The 20463-nt window shown below is 44.1% G+C and carries 21 protein-coding genes; 13 read left to right on the top strand and 8 right to left on the bottom strand.

The window, feature by feature from the left end; genetic code table 11:
- Nucleotides 1-6 precede the first annotated feature (6 nt).
- Genes QHH00_04560 through QHH00_04545 form a run of 4 tightly spaced genes read left to right on the top strand, consistent with a single transcriptional unit; the run spans nt 7 to nt 3606 of the window.
- Nucleotides 7-501 (top strand): DUF4430 domain-containing protein, encoded by a 495-nt coding sequence (locus tag QHH00_04560; protein MDH7508655.1) that lies wholly within the window; start codon nt 7-9, stop codon nt 499-501.
- Nucleotides 495-1373, top strand: a complete 879-nt coding sequence (locus tag QHH00_04555) for an energy-coupling factor transporter transmembrane component T (GenBank protein ID MDH7508654.1) — start codon at nt 495-497, stop codon at nt 1371-1373. Before QHH00_04560 ends, QHH00_04555 begins: the two co-directional genes overlap by 7 nt.
- Nucleotides 1370-2839 (top strand): energy-coupling factor transporter ATPase, encoded by a 1470-nt coding sequence (locus QHH00_04550; GenBank protein MDH7508653.1) that lies wholly within the window; start codon nt 1370-1372, stop codon nt 2837-2839. The genes QHH00_04555 and QHH00_04550 overlap by 4 nt, the downstream gene beginning before the upstream one ends.
- Nucleotides 2836-3606, top strand: coding sequence for an ECF transporter S component (locus tag QHH00_04545; GenBank protein ID MDH7508652.1), 771 nt, complete (start codon nt 2836-2838; stop codon nt 3604-3606). The genes QHH00_04550 and QHH00_04545 overlap by 4 nt, the downstream gene beginning before the upstream one ends.
- An 89-nt stretch (nt 3607-3695) precedes the next feature.
- On the opposite strand, the gene QHH00_04540 is transcribed toward QHH00_04545, so the two are convergent.
- The 7 genes from QHH00_04540 to QHH00_04510 form a co-directional block, all read right to left on the bottom strand.
- Nucleotides 3696-5816: a thioredoxin domain-containing protein gene (locus QHH00_04540; GenBank protein ID MDH7508651.1), complete on the bottom strand. Its 2121-nt coding sequence runs from the start codon at nt 5814-5816 to the stop codon at nt 3696-3698.
- Nucleotides 5791-6234: a Fe-S cluster assembly scaffold protein NifU gene (gene nifU / locus QHH00_04535; GenBank protein ID MDH7508650.1), complete on the bottom strand. Its 444-nt coding sequence runs from the start codon at nt 6232-6234 to the stop codon at nt 5791-5793. The genes QHH00_04540 and nifU overlap by 26 nt, the downstream gene beginning before the upstream one ends.
- Nucleotides 6231-7397: a cysteine desulfurase family protein gene (locus QHH00_04530; protein MDH7508649.1), complete on the bottom strand. Its 1167-nt coding sequence runs from the start codon at nt 7395-7397 to the stop codon at nt 6231-6233. The genes nifU and QHH00_04530 overlap by 4 nt, the downstream gene beginning before the upstream one ends.
- An 18-nt stretch (nt 7398-7415) precedes the next feature.
- A complete protein-coding gene (locus tag QHH00_04525) occupies nt 7416-7784 on the bottom strand; it encodes a DsrE family protein (GenBank protein MDH7508648.1) in 369 nt (122 codons plus the stop codon).
- A gap of 15 nt (nt 7785-7799) precedes the next feature.
- Nucleotides 7800-8060, bottom strand: a complete 261-nt coding sequence (locus tag QHH00_04520; protein ID MDH7508647.1) for a sulfurtransferase TusA family protein — start codon at nt 8058-8060, stop codon at nt 7800-7802.
- 142 nt (nt 8061-8202) lie between these two features.
- Complete coding sequence (locus QHH00_04515) at nt 8203-8718, bottom strand: nitroreductase family protein (protein ID MDH7508646.1); 516 nt, start codon at nt 8716-8718, stop codon at nt 8203-8205.
- Nucleotides 8719-9051: 333 nt separating this feature from the next.
- The gene (locus tag QHH00_04510) at nt 9052-10719 is read right to left on the bottom strand and encodes a glutamate synthase-related protein (protein MDH7508645.1); all 1668 of its coding nucleotides are present in this window, start codon (nt 10717-10719) and stop codon (nt 9052-9054) included.
- 320 nt (nt 10720-11039) lie between these two features.
- Here QHH00_04510 and QHH00_04505 point away from each other — a divergent pair, with 320 nt between their 5' ends.
- Together QHH00_04505 and QHH00_04500 are read left to right on the top strand one after the other, a co-directional pair.
- Complete coding sequence (locus QHH00_04505) at nt 11040-11855, top strand: DNA methyltransferase (protein MDH7508644.1); 816 nt, start codon at nt 11040-11042, stop codon at nt 11853-11855.
- A 483-nt stretch (nt 11856-12338) separates the two neighbouring features.
- Nucleotides 12339-13307, top strand: a complete 969-nt coding sequence (locus tag QHH00_04500; GenBank protein ID MDH7508643.1) for a prenyltransferase — start codon at nt 12339-12341, stop codon at nt 13305-13307.
- Here the strand turns inward: QHH00_04500 and QHH00_04495 are convergent.
- Complete coding sequence (locus QHH00_04495) at nt 13267-14196, bottom strand: radical SAM protein (GenBank protein ID MDH7508642.1); 930 nt, start codon at nt 14194-14196, stop codon at nt 13267-13269. The two genes, QHH00_04500 and QHH00_04495, sit on opposite strands and share 41 nt — an antisense overlap.
- Before the next feature lie 286 nt (nt 14197-14482).
- On the opposite strand from QHH00_04495, the gene QHH00_04490 reads away from it, so the two are divergent.
- The 7 genes from QHH00_04490 (at nt 14483) to QHH00_04460 (ending at nt 20247) form a co-directional block, all read left to right on the top strand.
- Complete coding sequence (locus QHH00_04490) at nt 14483-15013, top strand: hypothetical protein (GenBank protein ID MDH7508641.1); 531 nt, start codon at nt 14483-14485, stop codon at nt 15011-15013.
- A gap of 3 nt (nt 15014-15016) precedes the next feature.
- On the top strand, nt 15017-16129 hold the full coding sequence (locus tag QHH00_04485; protein MDH7508640.1) for an SPFH domain-containing protein: 1113 nt from the start codon (nt 15017-15019) through the stop codon (nt 16127-16129).
- Nucleotides 16130-16154: 25 nt separating this feature from the next.
- Complete coding sequence (locus QHH00_04480; GenBank protein ID MDH7508639.1) at nt 16155-16898, top strand: zinc ribbon domain-containing protein; 744 nt, start codon at nt 16155-16157, stop codon at nt 16896-16898.
- A 2-nt stretch (nt 16899-16900) separates the two neighbouring features.
- Nucleotides 16901-17902 carry a hypothetical protein gene (locus QHH00_04475; protein ID MDH7508638.1) on the top strand — a complete coding sequence of 334 codons (1002 nt, stop codon included), beginning with the start codon at nt 16901-16903 and terminating at the stop codon, nt 17900-17902.
- Nucleotides 17899-18486 (top strand): hypothetical protein, encoded by a 588-nt coding sequence (locus tag QHH00_04470; protein ID MDH7508637.1) that lies wholly within the window; start codon nt 17899-17901, stop codon nt 18484-18486. Before QHH00_04475 ends, QHH00_04470 begins: the two co-directional genes overlap by 4 nt.
- A 115-nt stretch (nt 18487-18601) precedes the next feature.
- Nucleotides 18602-19093, top strand: coding sequence for an NfeD family protein (locus QHH00_04465; GenBank protein ID MDH7508636.1), 492 nt, complete (start codon nt 18602-18604; stop codon nt 19091-19093).
- 41 nt (nt 19094-19134) lie between these two features.
- A complete protein-coding gene (locus QHH00_04460; protein ID MDH7508635.1) occupies nt 19135-20247 on the top strand; it encodes an SPFH domain-containing protein in 1113 nt (370 codons plus the stop codon).
- Nucleotides 20248-20463 lie beyond the last annotated feature (216 nt).

Here is a 20463-nt window from a genome sequence, read left to right as displayed (position 1 = left end):
GTCCACATGGAAAACCGGTTCATCTTAAAAGGCGTTGTAATCGCCGCCATAGCGGCGATCCTTCTATTTTCTGGGTGCCTTAGTGACGGGGGGAGTACAGAAAAGATTACAGCGACATTAGTTATCGATTTCAATGGACCTGAAGGTACGATCCAGCCGGGAAATTTGACAATATGGGACAAGGCTAATGGACAATGGATGATCGTCGACTCAAAAGAAAACAATGGCCGTACTGTCTGGGTCTTCAAAAATATTTCAAATGTTTCAAATGTGCTCGAACTGACACAAAAAGCCGCGCAAATAGGTGAATTTACACTCGATATCCGCTATTATTTGGGAATGGGTAATTTTATTGAAGCGATTGCTGGTGTGAAGAATGAAAGACCTGGTCGTGGCTGGCAGTATTGGGTAAATGGTGAATATGCTACGAAAGCCTGTGACCAGTGGCGTCTCAACAATGGAGATATTGTAGAGTGGAGATTTGCCGAGCCTTCATGGTAGATATCATGATCTTTCCCTACAAATCTGTAGAGTCGAGAATTCACTCCCTGGATGCAAGGCTGAAATTATTGTTCGTCCTAGTGATATTCATTTTTTCCATACTTATTTCAGATATCCTCTATCTTGCTCTTCTCTTCGTTTTTGTCATTCTCGTTACTTATATAGCGAAGATATTCAAATCGACACTCAGCATTCTTAAATACGCTGTTTATATCGCTCTTTTTGTTTTTCTATTCAATATACTGATCTCAAGCGGTTCCAACAAAATCCTGAATTTTGGACCGGTTGTTATAACAACTGAATCAATATTTTTTGCGATCAGCATGTGCCTGAGACTCTTTCTTGCAGTTTCTGCATTCTCAATTCTCACCTATGCGATTCATCCTGATGAAGCCCTCCGGGCGATGTCAAAATTAGGTTACAAGATCACATCAAGTCTTTCCCTCTCCTTACGAATGTATCCAACCATCGCAGCCGATGTTGGCAATATAATAGACTCGATGAAGGCACGGGGCATGGAATTTGAGAAAGGAAAATTTGCCGATAAAATCAAATCACGCGCTGCAGTCATAATGCCATTGTTGCTCAATTCACTGGAAAGATCAATCTCGGTTGCCGAGGCGATGGAAACTAGAGGATTTGGAGCAACAAAGAGGACGAATTTTGGCGAGCGGAGAATGACAAGACGTGAAATATTAATGGCGTCATCGTTTGGTCTTTCAGTGGTTTTAGGAATTTCTCTATTTGTTCTCGGCTATGGGAATGCAGATTATCTCAGTGGTGCCACACTCAGATATTCTTTCAACGATATTGTTGCCCTTGCCCTCCTAATCGGAAGTATTTCACCAATCATGCTCGGAGGTCGGAAATGATACAGATCGAGAACGTTACTTTCTCATACCCAGATTCATCTGAACCAGCTATTAGAAACATATCAATTGAAATTCGTGAGGGCGAATTCATACTCATCGTGGGAAAGTCAGGATGCGGAAAATCAACGCTATGCAGGACACTCAACGGTCTAGTACCGCATTTTTACGGAGGAACTTTTTCTGGCAGCGTTACGATCGATGGAATTGATACGAAAAAGACTTCACCATCAAAACTTGCTGGCACGATCGGAATGATATTCCAGGATCCAGAAAATCAGCTCGTCATGACAAATGTTGAGAATGAACTTGCTTTTGGATTGGAGAATATAGGCTTGCCGGTTGAGAAAATAAGGGAAAGGATCGAACAATATATTTCTTATTTTGGCTTAAGGAATTTCGGGAACCGCTTTATTCCTGAACTGTCCGGTGGTGAAAAGCAAAAAGTTGCACTGGCATCTATTCTCGCGATGCAACCGAAGTATCTTATTCTCGACGAGCCCACATCTCAACTAGATGGAGAAAATGCTCAGGCCTTCTTGGAATCAATAAAGAATCTCAACGTTTCGATGGGTATTACAATCATCCTCGTTGAACATAGGCTGGAGAGATGTCTCCAATATGCCGATCGAGTGATATTCATGAAAAACGGAAAGGTTGAATTCGATGGCAAACGAGAGGAGGCCATACCGTACCTGAAACGCGAAAAAATAATTTATCCGTTTTCAAGAACGGTGGATCAACTTAACCCACATCAAGAAGTGATCCTCGAGGCGAATGATATTTGGTTTTCCTATGGCAATTCTCATGTACTAAGAGGCTTGAATCTTTCTGCTAGGAAGGGCGAGATACTAGCTATCACAGGAGCGAACGGGAGCGGAAAATCAACACTTTTGAAAAACCTCAATGGTCTGCTAAAGCCGGAGAAGGGGTCTGTTTACCTCTTCGGAAAGAATGTTTCAGGGCGGTCGACTGCGGAATTGGCTTCTTTGATCGGATATCTCAGCCAAAATCCTAATGACTATTTATTCGAGAAGAATTTGCAAAAGGAGCTCGAATTTACACTTACAAATCTCCGAATAGCAAAAACCGAATGGGAAGAAAGGATTTCGTGGACTCTCTCCATCCTTGATCTATCAAAATATCGCAAGACTTTTCCTCGGGATCTGAGCTGCGGTGAAAGAGAGAGGGCAGCATTGGCTTCAATACTCGTCGCAAAACCGAGGATATTAGCACTTGATGAGCCTACACGGGGATTGGATCAATGGAATAAGGCAAAGCTCGGCCAGATTCTGAAATCGCTGCAGAGAGAGGGGGTCACAACGATCATCGTCACACACGATCTTAGGTTTATTGCTGAGTACGCAAGCAGAGTTCTGAAACTGCATGACGGACGTTTATACGAGATTCCAATTGATCATATCTATCCAGCGGTCACGGGGAATAATGGAGGGATAATTGCATCATGAGAGGTGTTGTAAAATTAATTGTATGTGCGGGGGCAATAGTGAGTCTTGCCTCGTTAATTCTGTTGACAATTTACGATCCCATAGGTCTACGACTATATTCGACCCTGCTAACCACGTCATTTATTTTTTTCATGATACTTCTCATTTTCATCAAATTCGAAGAATCGTCAGTCTCCTCGAAAGAGATTGCGTTAATAGGCATCCTATCAGCAATCACTGCGGCATCGAGAATTCCCTTCGCAGCGTTGCCAAATATTCAACCATGCACTTTTTTGATTGCTGCAACTGGCATTGTTTTCGGCCCTCTCGCGGGGATCATGGTCGGCAGCATGACCGCCATTGTTTCAAATATGTTCCTTGGGCAGGGGCCCTGGACCGTTTGGCAAATGGTCGGATGGGGGGCAGTGGGATTGATCGCTGGTCTGATCGGAAAACGTTTTCCAAATCTTGGGGTTTGGGGTCTCGCAGCCCTCGGTGCTGTTTTTGGGATTTTTTACAATACACTTCTAGATTTTAGTAGCTGGATATGGCTTTATGGGCTCGATACAACGAAATTCCTTCTAGTATTTTCTATGGGGTTACCATTTGGCATCTTGCATTCGATTGGCAATGTGATTTTTGCCCTCGTTCTCGGATCTCCCGTCCTTTTCGCATTCAGGAGATTTAAGAAAAGGTTCCGCGTGGTCTTCGTTGGAAACACAAGTGTAAAGGAAAGTATCGCGGATATCAAAATAAATGAAAGTGGAGATGCCGTTGGTGCGAAATGATCATTTCAAGCTAATCAACTCTGCATTCTGTTCGACCGAAAAATTGTTGGCCGAAGAATAATTCATGAATAGATCAAGCAATCATTATTTCAGATATTGACAGCTTTCCTTCCTCCAACGAGATCTATGACCGCATTTAGGTCTGTTGTTGGTTCGAAGCAAGACTCTTCTGAGCAGACATATACTTTTGTTTTGCGATCAAGCATAATCGCATCTCTTACTGCTGGAGCGATCTCCGATAACTCAGTGAAGAATGGTGATTGCAAATCACAGTAAAGGATATCAATGTTCGGCGGGTATTTCCTCCTGAGTACACTAATGATTTTTTCAGACTGGATTACATCATTTTCAGATTTGACGACCATGACTCTAAAACGCGGTCCTAAGAGTAATTCCAGGGCAGTAAGCATCATAGGAAAGCCGTCGGGCGCAGACAGGACTTGTGGCGAAAACGCTGAGATAGTGCGTCTCGCAAGTTCCATATACATTTCATTGTCCAATAAATGTCCGAGCCTCACAAGGACTGAAGATGCGACGGAGTTGCCAGATGGAATCGATCCATCATACCCTTCCTTCTGTCTTACAATGATGTTTGGCGCATGAGCTGCAGTCGTGAAAAATCCGCCAATTTCTTCGTCCCAGAAGAGATCTTTCATTTTGATTGTGAGATCATTCGCCAATTTCAAAAATCGTGGTTCAAAAGTGAGCTCATACAATTCAAGAAGAGCCCAAATAAAGAATGCGTAATCATCGAGGAAGCACACGTCTGATAACTGGCCATTGGCATATGAGTGATGAAGTGTTCCATCGTCATCAATCATTTCCTTTATGATGAAGTCAGCAGCTTCCCTTGCTGCAGCCCCTATCTCCTTATCATCAAAGACTGATGCGGCCTTAGCTAGCGCGACGATCATTAGGGCGTTCCAATCGGCGAGAATTTTCTCATCCTTCTCTGGTCTTTTTCTTTTGCCTCGCGCATTAAAAAGTTTGTCCCGTGAGTTCTCGAAAATCTCACAAAATTTTTCGGGTGTCATATTCAAAGAAATTGCCGCTTTGTCAAAGGACTCGATCATATAAAGGATATTTGCACCACTAATCATCTTGCCATCATGCAGAACAAAATTACCTTCGTTCGAAATATCGAAAACTCGTTTGGCGACGGTGAATTCCTCTTCGTTAAGCACCTGTTCTACCTCTTCCAACCTCCATAGATAGAATCCTCCCTCGATTCCGTCGACATCAGCATCCTCCGATGAAAAAAATGCGCCATTCGGCGAACGTAGATTTCTAATCACATAATCAAAGACTTCTTTAACGGTTTTTTCAAATTCATTTTCTCCCGTTATAAGAAACGCTTCCAAATAGGCAAGTGCAAGTAATGCCTGATCATACAACATCTTTTCGAAGTGAGGGATTCGCCATCTTCTATTTGTTGAATACCTATGAAATCCAAAACCAAGATGATCGTACAATCCACCATATCTCATGTTCTTGAGCGTCTTAAGCACCATTTCCAATGCTTCTTTTTCTCCTGTTCTTGCGTGGTAGCGCATGAGGAATATCAATTTGCAGGGTGTGGGAAACTTTGGCGCTGTCCCAAATCCTCCATACTCATCGTCAAATGAGGTCTGAAGCGATCCAAAAGCCTCGTGAAGTATTTCTTCAGAAAGATCCAATGGGGGTCCCCCTTTTGAAACAGTTTCCAGCATATCCACAAGCATTTGACCGACCGCCTCGACCTTATTTCTTTCTGTTTTCCAGATCCGGTTAAGCGCATGGATCAAGTCCTTTAAGCCAATTCGTCCATATGCACTTTCCTTTGGAATATATGTTGCAGCAAAGAACGGCTTGAGGTCTGGAGTCATTACAATGGTGAGAGGCCAACCACCACCTCCTCCCATCAATTGACAGGCGCTCATGTAGATGTTATCAATATCAGGTCGCTCCTCCCTATCAACCTTCACGCAGATAAAAGAGTCATTCATTAATTGAGCGACCTCGATGTCTTCGAATGACTCCTTTTCCATTACATGACACCAATGACAAGAATTATATCCTATAGAGAGAAAAATTGGTTTGTTTTCAGCCCGGGCTCTCTCGAAAGCTTCATCACTCCATGGATACCAATCTACGGGGTTGGTTGCATGACGTCTTAGATATGAACTGTTCGAACCTGCCAAGCGATTAAATCTCGGTTGATTCTTCTCCATCATGAAATCCTTCTACTCTTTGCACATCATCCTTTTCGAGCTTCTTCCCAGTTCTCTTGTAATAGTCCATGATTGCGGCGTGCAATGCATCGGCCGCCAAATTCGAACAGTGCATTTTTATCGGTGGAAGCCCCTCAAGTGCGTCAGCGACATCTCCTCTTGTGATCTTAAGTGCTTCCTCCAGTGTTTTTCCCTTGGCCAATTCTGTGATCATGCTGCTCGTAGCAATAGCAGCTCCGCAGCCAAATGTTCTGAATTTTATGTCGGAAATAGTATCATTTTCGACCTTTATCTGAATTTCCATCAAATCTCCACATACTGGATTTCCAACGCGACCAACCCCGTCTGGGTTTTCAATCGTTCCAACGTTTCTTGGATTTCTGAAGTGCTCCATACACTTCCGACTATACACATTCATACCTCCTGCTGTGGAACCAGCGGAGACAATTTTCTTAGAAAATCAACAGCCGCTGGTACGTTCTCTATGACATATTCCACTTCTTCAGCCCTTGTCCATCGGCCCATTGTCAACAGCAGACTTCCCTGAGCGTCTGCCGCTGGAACACCCATTGCGAGCAGAACATGAGAGGGTTCAAGGGTCTTCGAGGTGCAAGCAGAGCTCGTTGCAGCCGCAATTCCGAAATCACTGAGACGCAACACAAGAGATTCACCCTCGATATATTTGAACCTGAAATTTGCATTGCTGGAAATTCTTTTTGATGGATGTCCATTGAGCCAAGCCTTTTCGGTTTTCTCAAGGATCCCCTCAATTAATTTATCCCTGAGGCGCGTCAACCGTTCCGTCTCTGCCTCCATTTCTCTCATCGCAATCTCCGCTGCTTTCCCAAATCCAACGATGCCGGGGAGATTTTCAGTTCCAGATCTCAACCCTCGTTCCTGACCACCCCCATGGATCGCGGGCTCAATCTTCGTCCCCTTCCTGATATAGAGAGCTCCTACTCCCTTCGGGCCATAAATATCATTAGAGGAAAATGATAATAAATCGATGAATTCCTTGCGCACATCTATGTTTAACTTACCGATAGCCGCTACTGCGTCAACATGAAAACTAGCCCCGTGGTCTCTTGCGATTTTGCCGATTTCGCCGATATTCTGAATGGATCCCACCTCACCATTGGCGTAACCAATCGAAATGAGTACTGTTTCTTTGGTAATTGCGTCGTTAACAGCAACAGGATCGACAAACCCAAATTCGTCGACGGGCAAAAACGTGATCTTGAATCCCTTCGTGGACAGAAATTTCAAAATATTTATCGTCGATATATGCTCTGCTGCGCTCGTTATAATATGTTTCCCTCTGTTGGCTTGGCGAAATGCAATTCCTTTGATTGCGAGGTTTATTGATTCTGTCGCACCGGATGTGAATACGATTTCATCTGCTCGTTCCGCATTAACCAAACTCGCGATTTTCTTCCTTGAATCCTCGAGCGCCTCAAATGATTCTCTACCGACCTGGTGAACGGATGAGGGGTTGCCGTGTTTCTCGGAAAAGTAGGGGATCATTGTTTCAATGACGCGGGGATCTACGGGTGACGAACTGGCATAATCCATATAGACCATATTCAAAGCAAAACCCTCTCAGAATGAGATAACAGCATCAGCATCCAACAAAAGGTCATTCAATGTAGCTGCGCCAACGACCGTAGCATATTCAACGAAATCTCCTCTTGATAAACCTAGGAGCTGTGTACTCTGATCACAGACGAACATTTTTACACCACTCTTATGGGCCTGATCCATGACTTCTTTTAATGAGGGAAAGTCTCCAATCTTGATTTTCTCAGCCTCTCCTTTTTTCACACCCTCTACGCCCTTGATCAAGAAATATACCGTTGCATCAATGTCCATCGCGGTTGCTGTCGTAGCCAAAATAAATGGCGCATAGAGCCTCTCGGGTCGATCTATTCCCGATGTCTGCACATACAATATCTTCTTTTTTGTAACCATTTGGACCAACTCCTTCTATTTTTTCTTGACAAGAATTCTTAAACCGTTCTCTTTCTTCTCAATACATACAACCTCATTGCCTGTCCTCTTACTCCATCTTGAAATGTCTTCCTCTATCGCTGGATCATCTGCTAGAATCTCCAGAATCTGCCCGCTTGCTAGGCCTTCGATTTCTTCTCTTGTCTTAAGAATAGGAACTGGACAGTAGAGGCCCATACAGTCGAGTGTCTTATCGACTTTGATTTCGCAAGAATTCTTGCCAGAAGTGGTTGTCATTTCTCCTCAATTAACTATCGTTTAAATCGATAAAGTCATTTATTATAAATTCCCCGAACTATTTCGGCTAAATTAAAACCTGAAGATTATTCGCCTAAATCCCTTGGAAGCAGACCACAAGTTCATTTCATAGTAGGTCTGATCAGTATTTGTTATATGATACGAGTTCGTCTAAATTCTTCCTTTCAGTTTTTTCACCATCTTCAGCAGGGTATCCCAGTGGGGTTATTGCGACTACTTTAGCTTCTGGAGGTGCGCCGATCGCTTCTGCTACCTTTTCTTCCTTGAATGACCCGATCCAACAAGTTCCCAGACCTTCTGCCGTCGCAGCCAGGGTGAGATGAGTCATTGCAATTGCCACATCAACTGGATAACTGTTCATGTATCCACCAAGCATCGGATAAGCTTCATCTGGAAGACCGCATGCAACGAGGACAAGCGGTGCTTCCGCAATGAATTTTTGATTGTTACAGGCAGACACCAATTTTCTTTTTATATCCTCGTCGCTTACAACAACAATTCTCCATGGCTGAAAATTCTCGGTTGTCGGTGCCAGCCTTGCTGCATTAAGGATTCTTTTGAGAACATTCTCTGGAACAATGTCACCTTTGTACTTCCTTATGCTTCGTCTTGTCTTTATCGCTTCATACACATCCACGGAAGATCACTCCCTATTACGCGCAAACTACCTCACAAAAACCTCTCCGAAACACTAGCGTCTTGATTAAAAAACGGGATAGTAGCTGATTTCTCGAAAAATTCCACTAAAAACTCTGTTGTTGCATTTTTCTGCTGTTTAACGAAGGCAGACACTGTAGCTCGAAATCAGAATTTGGAGTAATAATTTTTTCGATCAACCAACTGTTCGCGCACTTAATGATAAAATAATTCCCTCTCCACTGAGATTAACATAGATTTCTTAAAGCCTTTCATTTAGAGAGATAAGAAAAAATAAAAAAATGTTAATATAAAATGATCTTTTTCTGTCTTATTAATGTCGCACCATCTGGGGGCTAATTCTGATCACATCTCTGTTGCTAACATCCTCCCAGTTTTCAAGGATCATTGGGATGACCCTTTCAGCCATTCCTTCAAGCGTTTCAATACCTGTGACCTTCGTAGCCTTCTCCGTCAACGAGACAATATCGTCTCTGCTCAAGTACTGGAGTTTGAACTTCCTTGAGCCTGCCATCAACTGCTTCAGTCCCTCACCCAATCTGTCTACGAAATATGTGTAAAGTCCAACTGCACCCCATGGAATATCTTTGCCGAGTTTTAGATCAGGGAACTTCCTCTCGATGTCCCGGGCAGCGATGAAAAAGTTTTCTGGATTGTCTCCATATTCATCAGCAAAATTCTTTGGCAACTTCTTCAATTCTGCGAGGCGCGTGAAGTAATTTGACTTCATAACAGCGAGGAGCGGGGCTCGTGCCATTGCAATTGCCTTTACGACGGGTCCATCGCCAAGATTGCTCATCGCAATCGACTTGAAAATCTGTGTCTCGTTAACAAATCCGCCTGCAATTGCGATATCAGGAATGAATCTACCTTGTTCCTTGAGGATCTGGACGCACCTGAGAACCTGAGCTTCCAAGTGGATCGTCGGAGTACTCGATTCGTTCATCATTGGAACAGGGCTCATCCCTGTACCTCCCCCAGCACCATCGAAGGTGATCAAATCGATCTTTGCCTCAGAAGCAGCCTTCATTGTAAAAGCGACAACTTCTGGTCTGTAGGCTCCAGTCTTCAAAAACACATACTTTGCGCCCTTCTCTCTCAGCCTCTCAACGTCTTCAATAAAGGCTCTCGCATCGGGAAATCCCACTCTGCTATGCCTCTCAAACGTCTTGAAAGCACCAGATTTGAACGCCTCTTGTACAGCCTTATCCTCAGGATCAGGAACAACAATATACCCTCTCTTCTTGAGTTCAATTGCCCGCTCGATTGATGAGAGTCTCACCTCGCCACCAATAGACTTTGCACCCTGGCCCCATTTTCTTTCAATAACGTTAACTTCAAGCTTTGAGAGCGCGTAGTCATCAACGCCTCCCCTCTGGTCTTCAACATTCGTCTGTACTGCTATTTCCCCGTGTACACCGTCCCATAGCTCCTTATATGCTTTTACTCTGCTCCTGAGATCAGGTGAGTCGGCAACTTTTCCATTGGTGTATGTTGCTTCGGGATCCATACCGCATACGTTCTCACCAATAACAAGTATCGTACCGGAGAGTGCGGCACCCTTTGCAAGACCGTCCCAATTTCTCTTTGCCACAGCAGTTGACCCAAGACCAGCAATCGTAACTGGTACCTTAAGTCTAATCGGCTTCTTGGAATGCGTGGCAACAGCAGTCGTAACATCTGCATTCTCAAAGAATGCCTTGTCCGGTATAGGATCTATACCCCAGGCACCAATAAGCTCCGATAGTATCTGAAAATGCGACCAGTCAAGCATGAAATCCTTGTTTGATGCCGCTGTACTGACGCCGAAATACTCAGGACTGGGGTAGAGAACTTCTCTTCCCCTAAAAGCAGACTTCCCAACCTCGCAAAGAGTCTGGCATTCTTCGATGCACAATGGACACATGCCACTCAATGGGCTCACATCAGAAACACGTGTTCGTGTTCCAGTCGTAGATCTAGCATTTTCGATCGCGCTCACGCTTTCACCTCATACTCTTTCCGTGTCATGTCTTATCATATCAATGGTATGGAGTCGGAAAATATCGTAATAATATTTGTATCTTTTGAAAAAGGATAATTAAAGAATGGTGAAAAAACTCGTCTCTTTGCGTTTTTCTTGAATTATTTTCCGAGATGAAGGGACAAGGAAAGATCACTTTGGGAGATAAAGAAGGAAGTTAGAATTAGTTTTCAGTCAGCCTCCTGATATCTGTTTGGTTTTCATATTAAAAATCCGTAATTTTTTAACACAACCGAAAAAATCAAATTCAGCACTTTGATCATCAATTCGATACGACCATGAAAATTCTTACAGATCAAGATTATAGCTGGCTTCCAACGAAGCGAACATGCTCATGTAAACCGACACGATTAAACTGCCTTAGCCGTAAAGAAATAAGTCAGCTCGGGTCAACTGTTCTCAATGTAAACAAAAGACATGTCTGGAAAGACTCTCACCCTGCGCGATTTATTCCTGAGCTTCCAGAGAAATACATCAGATTATTTTCACATCCTGGGGAAACAGTTCTCGATCCTTTCTGTGGTTCTGGGACCACGAATGTTGTCGCATTCCAACTGGGGCGAAACAGTGCCGGTATCGATATCAACCCTTTTTCCGTAATGACTACGATTGAGCGACTAAGGGATGCCCAAACAGATTCATTACCTGATACCACCCATTTAGTTCTCGAGGAAGATTGCAGAAAGATCATGGAGGAAATGCCCGATGAATCGATCGATCTCATTGTTACATCTCCTCCATATTTTGACGTGGTGAATTACAATCATGAACATCCTGGTCAGTTAGGGAATATTCATGATTATTCGACATTCCTTAGCGAAATGGAGAGAGCATTTGAAGGGATGATGCGCGTTTTGAAACCTGAAAAGTATGCGATAGTGAATACGCAGGATCTCTTCAAAAAAAATGCAAAATGTCCAATCCATTCGGATTATATACAGATTGCAAAGAAAATTGGTTTAGAACTCATTAATATAAATATCTACATTCTCAACTACAGCACCGGCGGTCGTCTTGTGTATGGTTATCCCGTCGCGTATTTTCCGAAAAATGATCACGAATATATATTAATCTTCAAAAAGAAGAGAACATGATTTGTTCGCAATATTAAGCGCATTCAAGAAAAATGATGAAAGAAAAAATTGACCTAATGTCACATTGAACAAGCCTTACCACCATCTATCTGATCTACTTCTATGCGAAATAACGCGAATGAAGAATTACGAATAAACGTTATGGAAATTGTAAGAAAGCTCCTAATCATGAAATTATACGAAACTCTAAAGAATCATTTCGCTAAAATGATCGCCAACACTATTTGGGAATTAGTTTGGATACACAGTGGCCGCTCACGATGGACATTAGTGCCGCGACTTATTAATGACTCATTTTTGCAACTCAATAAATCCGTCGGTATTTCTAACAAAAAGAACCATAATGCTCCGACAAATCTAATAGTTTGATTGCAAGTTGCAGTAGTAGTTGAAACGGTTATTTATTGTAACAAGATACTTCCCAACCCTCACCGAAATTGAGAGAGGAATATCGCATAACATTGGAATAAGGGAGCGGGGGACATGGACACCGTAGGAACATCTTCGATCACGAAATGGGAATGGCTGAAAAACGTCTTCCGATTCACCTATACCCTACCGTTTGTCCTTGCATCGCTTACCGGTGTCTTCACCGCTTTGGTTCACACCCCTCAAGTCGTAATTGGTGTTTTCATTGTACTCGATGTTTTTGTTTTAGCCCTTTTTGTCAACCTCTCAAATGATTACTTTGATCATAAGAGTGGCGCTGACTCCTCAAGATTTTTCTCAAGAGATAAGGAATTTGAAAGAGGGGCGAAGGAGATATTGAATAGTAAGTTATACTGGTCTGGAAATGCGTTTGACCTCGGTTATGTTACTGAATCAGAGGGCAAAACACTCATGGCTCTTCTGGCGGGTTTAGCAATCCTTCTCTCAATTCCAATAGTCATCCACGGAGGTATTATTGTCATCCTTCTCGGCCTCATCGCATTCTTCCTAAGTTACTTTTATACAGCCCCACCCATGAACCTTGGAGCACGCGGCCTTGGTGAGTTCGACGTCTTCCTCTCTTTCTTTATGATTTCTTTCTTTTCTTTTTTTGTCACCACCGGGTTCTTTAGCTATGACGCGTTCTTGGTCGCACTTTCAGTCGGCCTCCTTGTCATGAATATGCGGTTGGTCGACGAGATGTCAGGGTATGAAGCGCATCTCGAGGCAGGAGAGAAGGACCTCTGTGTTCGCCTTGGCCTGAGAAACGCGTCGAAGTTAGTAGTCATCATTATGTTTCTCATTTATCTGATATCGGTGATCAATATTGCAATATCAAGCATTTTCTACCTACTGGTATTCCTCTCAATCCCCTTTTCATACAAGATCTCGAGAACGCTTTTCAATGAAAGTGACCGTTTCAGATATGTAAGACCCGCACCTCTCGCGTTCATGCTCTCTTTCTCATTCCAGTTGTTGATAATCATTGCTTCGATATTGCGAATCTACGTGACATCTGGGTAATGGTCTGCAGATTGCCAACAGTGATCAGTCGGTACTCCCTCACGGCGTTAAAGCCACACTGCTCACATGAACTCGTGTTCTGGAGCGGGCATCCAAAATACTTGGAACCATCAGGCAGAACGAATGCTGATACCCAATAGGGACATTTCTGCGAGTAATTCTCCTCCAGCAATTCCTTCAAAGCCCTATCAGTGTTGAGGATTGGGTACCCCTGTCTTTTCATCGTTAAAGCGAGATCGACTATCTTCCGCTTCTCCTGAATGTCGAGGGCAATGGAGTACGGTGGCGGAGTGAGAAAATTAATCATGATACCCCGTATCTTGTGGTTTTCCGAGACCACCTCAACCGTTTCTTTCACAAAATTCATATTCATCTTCGTAACGACCATGTTGGCGAAAATGTTCGAATGATTCGTTCTTTCCAGATTCTTCATGAGGGAATCAAATGTCCCATGTCCACGAATCTCTTCGTGAACCGGTTTAGGCCCATCAAGACTGACCGAAATCACGTCACTCGTTTCATCAATCTCACGCGTCCCGTTGGTGGTATAGCCGACGACAAAATAACCAATTTCTTTTCCTGCGATGATAAGGTCTTTTAGTCCTTTACGGCCATCACGCCATAATGTTGGTTCCCCTCCTTCAAAAAACAGTATTCTGGCACCATTCTCAAAGTGTTCTTTCATCTCTTTTACTGCAAGTTCATAGCTCATTGATTTTGGTCCAGGCAGTTCTTCAGCGTGAGCAACTATACTGCAGTGTTTACATCGAAGATTGCACTCATAATTGATGATCATTGTATTGACGAGTGGTTTTCTTGATCCCAGTTTTGACTTCAAGAACCATAATCCATAGTAGGCTACTTGGCGGAGCTTCCCGACACGATTCATCACACCTACCTAATCTCTAAAATCTATTTAATCTCTCCAGTGTAATCCCCCTTATCTCCTAAAACCATAACAATTTCCTAAATTGGTGATCAATTCCATACCGCCTTGCTGAGAACATCACGTGAATCACTTTATCGATCACATCGATATTACATTAAATACCTAGCCAAGATGCAAACAGTGATATCAGAAACATCAGGGATCGCTTGAGGCGCTATAAAGTGCCTTTAACAATGTATTTAAGCTACAACCTCAATAGTTTGTGTAACATTCAGGAGAAAAAGAGATGACAGACATCCGGAGGAGAGTTGAGGAAGACCGTGGTCTCCTCAAGAGAATTCAAAGCTATATCCCAGGTTTTAGGGGTTATAGGTTTCGAGAAGATCTGAGAGATGCAGACAGAATGTTAAGAGGACAGCTGGCCGATAAGCTTGCAAAGCAGCGCAAAGAGCTCGAGGAATGTAGATCTTTTCTGGCGCAACACCAATCCTTTGAGATACTTGATGCGATCGGGGGCCTTATTAACCAGTTCAAGAAGCTTGAAGGATTGGTTTCTTACGCGGAAACGGGATATTCAGGTCTGGTATCAGATATAACAATTCATGAAGAAGAGCTCAATACGCTTTACGAATACGATTTGAGAATGCTGGAACTACAATCATCGATATCTAGTGACATTGATGATTTGAAAAGAGATACGATGAATGTGGAGATGAAGAAGGTTGAAAGAATGATCACGGATATTAAGAGCAAAGCTGCCGATTTTGAAGATCAATTTCGCAGCCGCCTGAGAGTTGTTGAAGGTACCGAGGTGTGATCAATGAGTATCATTGGCGCTGAGACATTCAAATGGGAAGATGCTGACAAGAGAAACAACATTATGTTCAGGATGCCAAGGAACATCCGATTTAACGATAATATTGTTGTGAGAGAAGATGAAATAGCGGTTTTCTTCCGAGATGGTAAAGTACTCGCGTATATTGATCGCCCTGATAGGTACGCCCTTACGTCCATTAACGCCCCTATCGTCGGACCGATTGTGAAATTTCTTTCAGGCGTGCAGCAGCAGGCTGAAGTCATTTATCTTCAGAAGAGAGTTTTCGATGGTAAATTCGGAAGCAAGCAGCCGTACCCGTTCAGAGATAAAGAATTCGGTCTTGTCAATCTGAGAGCTTTTGGTGAATTTCGTTACAAGATATCATCTCCCGCGAATTTTGTGAATCAATTTATAGGCACACTCAACTTTGCAACGAGCGCTGAAGTTGAGGAGAGAATCAGGGAGCAAGTCGTCGTCCTTGTATATGACGTTCTAGGGGACATGAAAAACCAGGGGTTAGGCGTCGCCGATATTGCAAGCAACCTGACGACAATTGAGCAAGTCATCCTTTCGAGATCGAAAGATCATTTCGACCTCTATGGCGTTCTCATCGATAAAATATCGGGGCTTTATATTTCGCTTCCAGAAGAAGTACAAAAGGCCGTCGATACGAGATCCTCCATGCAGGTGCTCGGTGCCAATTATATCCAATATCAGACCGGACAGGCGATGCGGGACGCTGCACAGAATCCATCTGGCGGCGCGGCGGGAGCCGGAGTAGGTGTAGGTGCTGGAATTGGTATGGGATGGACGATGCTTGATTCGATGCGCCAGTCGCAGCAGGTTCCACCTGCTGCACCGCCACAAGCTGCGATTCGATGTCCGAAATGTGGTACTCAGAACCTCGCCACTAACAAATTCTGCGCGGAGTGTGGATCGCCCTTGACGTCGACTCAAACCTCAAAGTGTCCTAATTGTGGAGCTGACGTACCACCCCGTTCCAAGTTCTGTCCGTCGTGTGGCGTTAACATTTCTTCGATGAAAAAATGCGGAAATTGCGGTGCCGAAGTTCCTGCAACTTCGAAATTCTGTCCAGAATGCGGAAAGCCACTGTGATTGGTTAGAAAACAAAGGGACATCGATGGCATCAATCAAGTGTCCGAAATGTGGCGCTGCAGTTCTCATCGACGCTGGGACGAAGTTCACAAAATGTGCTTTTTGTAGGACTGAAATATATATCGACAAGTCTGGCGCTGGGTTCTATTACATTATTCCCTTCGCGGTCAGGGAAAATGATGCAATTGGCATTTTTAGACGGTGGGCAGCTGGACCATCAAGAGCCAAGGACCTCGACAAAAAAGCGGAGATCGCATTAGTCAAGAACGCATACTTCCCCGTTTATATGTTCAAGAGGAGAGTTAATGGCAAAGAACAAGTCTTCGTTGAACCTGCTGCATCCACGACATTGCCAGGATTGCATCGCCTGAAAATCCCCGCGGGGGACCTAAGAATTTTCGACTCCTCTTTCGATAAGCAAGGGGCAGAATTGGTTAATCTAGATATTGAGATGTTGTCGTATCTCAATAGCCTCCCTGGGGAGCGTGTGGAACAAGCGCTAGTTTTCTTTCCGATATGGAGAATCGATTACATTTTTGATGGAAAGAAGTATGATGTAGTAATAGATGGCTCATCGGGTGAGGTCTTCTCCTCGAGTTTTCCTGCTCGAAGTTCGATGGGTTATATGCTTGTTGCAACAGTAGGGTTTATTGCATTCGTCGCTGAGGGGCTTCTTGCGGTATTCAATCTTCCGGTTGCACTCATGTTGATGGGAGTAACCCTTATCAGTGTATTTCTTACGGCACTAGTGGTGGCAAGGAGAATGTGAACATGGATATCACGATTAGCCTCAATTGTCCAGCCTGTGGCGGAACGATCAACGCCAGCGAAGGCGAAAATGTTGTGATTTGTGATTACTGTGATTCAGCGCTCTTTATCGAGGGGGATAGCGGTGTATACACAATAGCCTTTAAAAATAAAATCACAAAGGACTCCGTTGTCCTAGAATCGAAACGCTGGTGGTCCGAAGGATTTAAGGCAAGAGATCTCAAGAGATCGGGCAAGGTTGTCGAGTGTTACCCAATCTATCTTCCTTTTTGGAATATTGATCTGAAAGTCGCAGGATGGATCTGTGGATATGAGGAACACATTCATACCGATTCAAAGGGAAACATGCGCAAAGAGCGGATTCCAAAGGAAATCATGATCATGAAGGAATATGTTTTCACCGAGATCGCTTGCGATCCAGGAGATTTAGGCATACGGAATTTGAGAAACTTATCCGGTGAGACAAGTTTTGAAGATTTCGAAATGATACCAACTTTCGAATCAACAACGAGTAGGGATGATGCACTGCAGCATGCAAAGGATGATGCTTTCTCTCGAGCGCGTGACAGCACTCGATTGACAGAAATCACTTTTGAGCGACTTCACGTTCTTCCCAGGAGAATTTTTCTCGCGTATTATCCGATTTGGGTCGTTCGCTACGAGTACCGAGATCGCATGTACGTCTGTACGATCGACGGTGTGACTGGTAAGATCATTTCTGGCAGAGCACCAGGAGATCCCATATTTCAAAGTCTCGCCGTTACCGCTGGTGCATCTATAGGAGGTTTGATCGCGGCTGCAGGGATCTTAATATCACAGGCAGACCCCGGCATAGCGCTAGCTGCAATCGGAGCAGGCGTTGCCATTCTTTATGTTTTCTACCGATTCTTTAGGCGAGGCTCCGAGATCATTGTCGGGGACTTTAGCGAGAGGTCACATTCACCAGGAGAGATTTTGAAGGAGATTTCAGAGGTAACGCGGAAGTTTCAGAGGGTGTATAGATGAAAATTGTGCAGATCAAGTGTCCGTCGTGCGGAACGCCGATCCGCATGAAAAACAAGGAGCGCATCTTTCTCTGCGATAACTGTAAGATGATGCATACGAGAAATCATGGCATCGAGAGCATTGATTATGAGATTGCGGACTTTGCTCCAGGTACTGCAGGTGAAAGAATGTATATGCCCTTTTGGCGACTTTATTGCGACTTCTCCATCAGATCAAAAAATGTCGAGCGAGGCTCTTTTTTCCGCCTATCTCAGTGGATCAAGGGCGATAGAGATTCTGGGATGCTCTTTGTATTCATTCCCGCCTTCGACGTCAGTTTAGAAGACTTCAAAATACTCTCTACACGCCTGACACTAAATCCGCCTCACTATCATACGACAATGAATTTCGGCGGTGTTCCACGAATGCCTGTTCTGTTGACAAAAGAGGAAGCCCAGGAACTTGCTGATTTTGTCGTCGTGACGATAGAAGCTGAAAAACCAGGAGTCCTCCAGTATCTCGATTATTCTCTTATTGTGAAAGATGAAAAAATCATTTATCTTCCATTTATCAAGACTCCTTCTGGCCCCGTCCTCGCCGTTTGAAATGAGATACAAATGCAGGAAATGAACTCTGAGACTTGATCAAGGCTGTCTGAGTTGAGCTTTGAAAAGATTACGGAACATAGGTCTAAATACCACAACCTCAATTAAAATAACGATGTCTCTAGGTACGATACTGGCACTTGCATTCATCGTTATTGGCATTATTATGCTAATCGCTGAGGCGGCGTCACCAGGGTCTTTTATCCTCGTTCCAGCTACTGTCTTAATTGTTCTCGGCGGGATCGGTTTAGTGTCCCCGGAATGGCTACTGAGCTGGTGGGCACCTGTTGCGGCCGTCATCGTTCTCATCCCAACGACGCTTGTTACAATCAAGCTCTATCAGAAGCTGGCCCCCCCAGCACCCCCTGAAACAACGGTCGCAACTTCATTAATTGGTTCAACCGGCATTGTCGTCCGTGAGGTGACACCATACGATCTTCGAGGAAAAGTACGCATCCAGAACGATATCTGGAGCGCGACTGCGTCAAAAATCATACCTGTTGGAGCGCGCGTCGTTGTTAAGAATAGTGAGGGAGTTCATGTATTTGTTGAGGAATTGGCCAATGAAAAGGTGTCGATGAATGAGACAAAAGAGAAGGTGAATTGATTGGAGATTTTTGAGAAATTTGGGAACTGGGGGCAAATAGAATGGATGTAATGAGTGCGGTCATATTATCGCTTTTGTTACTTGCGATTTTTACAGCAATAGGGATCCTTGCGAGCGGTATTAAAATCGTGAGGCCTTATGAACAGGCCATTTACATGAGGCTGGGCAGGTTTGTAAGAGTTCTCAACCAAGGCTTCAATTATGTAACCCCGCTAATCAATGAGGTTGTCAAGATCGATCTGAGAACACAAGTGTTGGATGTCCCTAGGCAAGAGGTTATTACAAAGGATAACTCCCCTACGAATGTCGATGCCATCATTTATATCAAGGTCATTGATCCTACCAAGGCATTCTTCCAGGTGACTAATTACCGAATGGCGACGATCTATCTCGCACAGACAACACTAAGATCGATCATTGGGGACATGGAGCTCGACGAGATACTTTCGAACAGAGAGAAGATCAATCTCCACCTGAGAGATGTCCTCGATGAAGCAACGGACAAATGGGGGGTAAAAGTCGAGGCAGTCGAGATCAGGGAGGTCGATCCGGCTGGTAAAGTCAAAGAGGCGATGGAAGAGCAGACGTCGGCCGAGAGACTGAGACGAGCCGCTATTTTAAAAGCAGATGGTCAGAAAAAAGCAGCGATCCTCAATGCCGAAGGAGAGAAACGGGCAAGGATTCTCCAGGCCGAAGGTATCAGACAGGCAAAGATTCTTGAGGCAGAAGGAGAGAGGCTCGCTACGATTCTGCGAAGCCAGGGAGAGGCCCAGAAGCTTAGGATTCTGTCCCTAGGAGCAACACCGCTCGATTCAAAAGCGTTGACAGTTCTTTCTCTCGATACATTGAAAGAGCTCGGAAGCGGTCCCGCGACGAAGTTCGTCCTGCCGTTTGAGCTAACGAGACTTGTTGAGGGCGCATCTGAGTACCTAGGTATGGCAAGACAAACGCCACCGCGAGATGCGAGCAGGATTGAGGACATAGAGAGAGCTGTCGGAAGAGTGGACGATATCCTCGGTCCGATACCGACACCAGAGGAACTCAAAAAGGAATTGAGATCACTTGAAGAGGCGATGGAAAAGGAGAAAAAAGAAGTCGAATCAATTGCAGAGGCCACTAAAAAGGACAAAGGTCGAAGCATTCAGATCGATTAAAATCTGATAGGGAATGAAGGGGAAATTCCCCTCATTTGAGTTGATTAGTTCTCGATTAATCATTGGAAATTCTCCTTTTAGATATGGCGACTTCGACATCTTCATTTCCGAAAGTCCGCAGATATGATCAGTCTTCCTTTAATGTGCCCACAATAGGAAAACGTTCAAGAACATCCTCATCGTGGGGTGCATCGCCAATCTCGTTCGTGAGATCTT

The organism is Methanomassiliicoccales archaeon (assembly GCA_029907465.1).
GTDB lineage: Archaea > Thermoplasmatota > Thermoplasmata > Methanomassiliicoccales > JACIVX01 > JACIVX01.
Note: the sequence above shows the minus strand (reverse complement) of the source record. Positions and strands in the feature narration are given on the sequence as shown.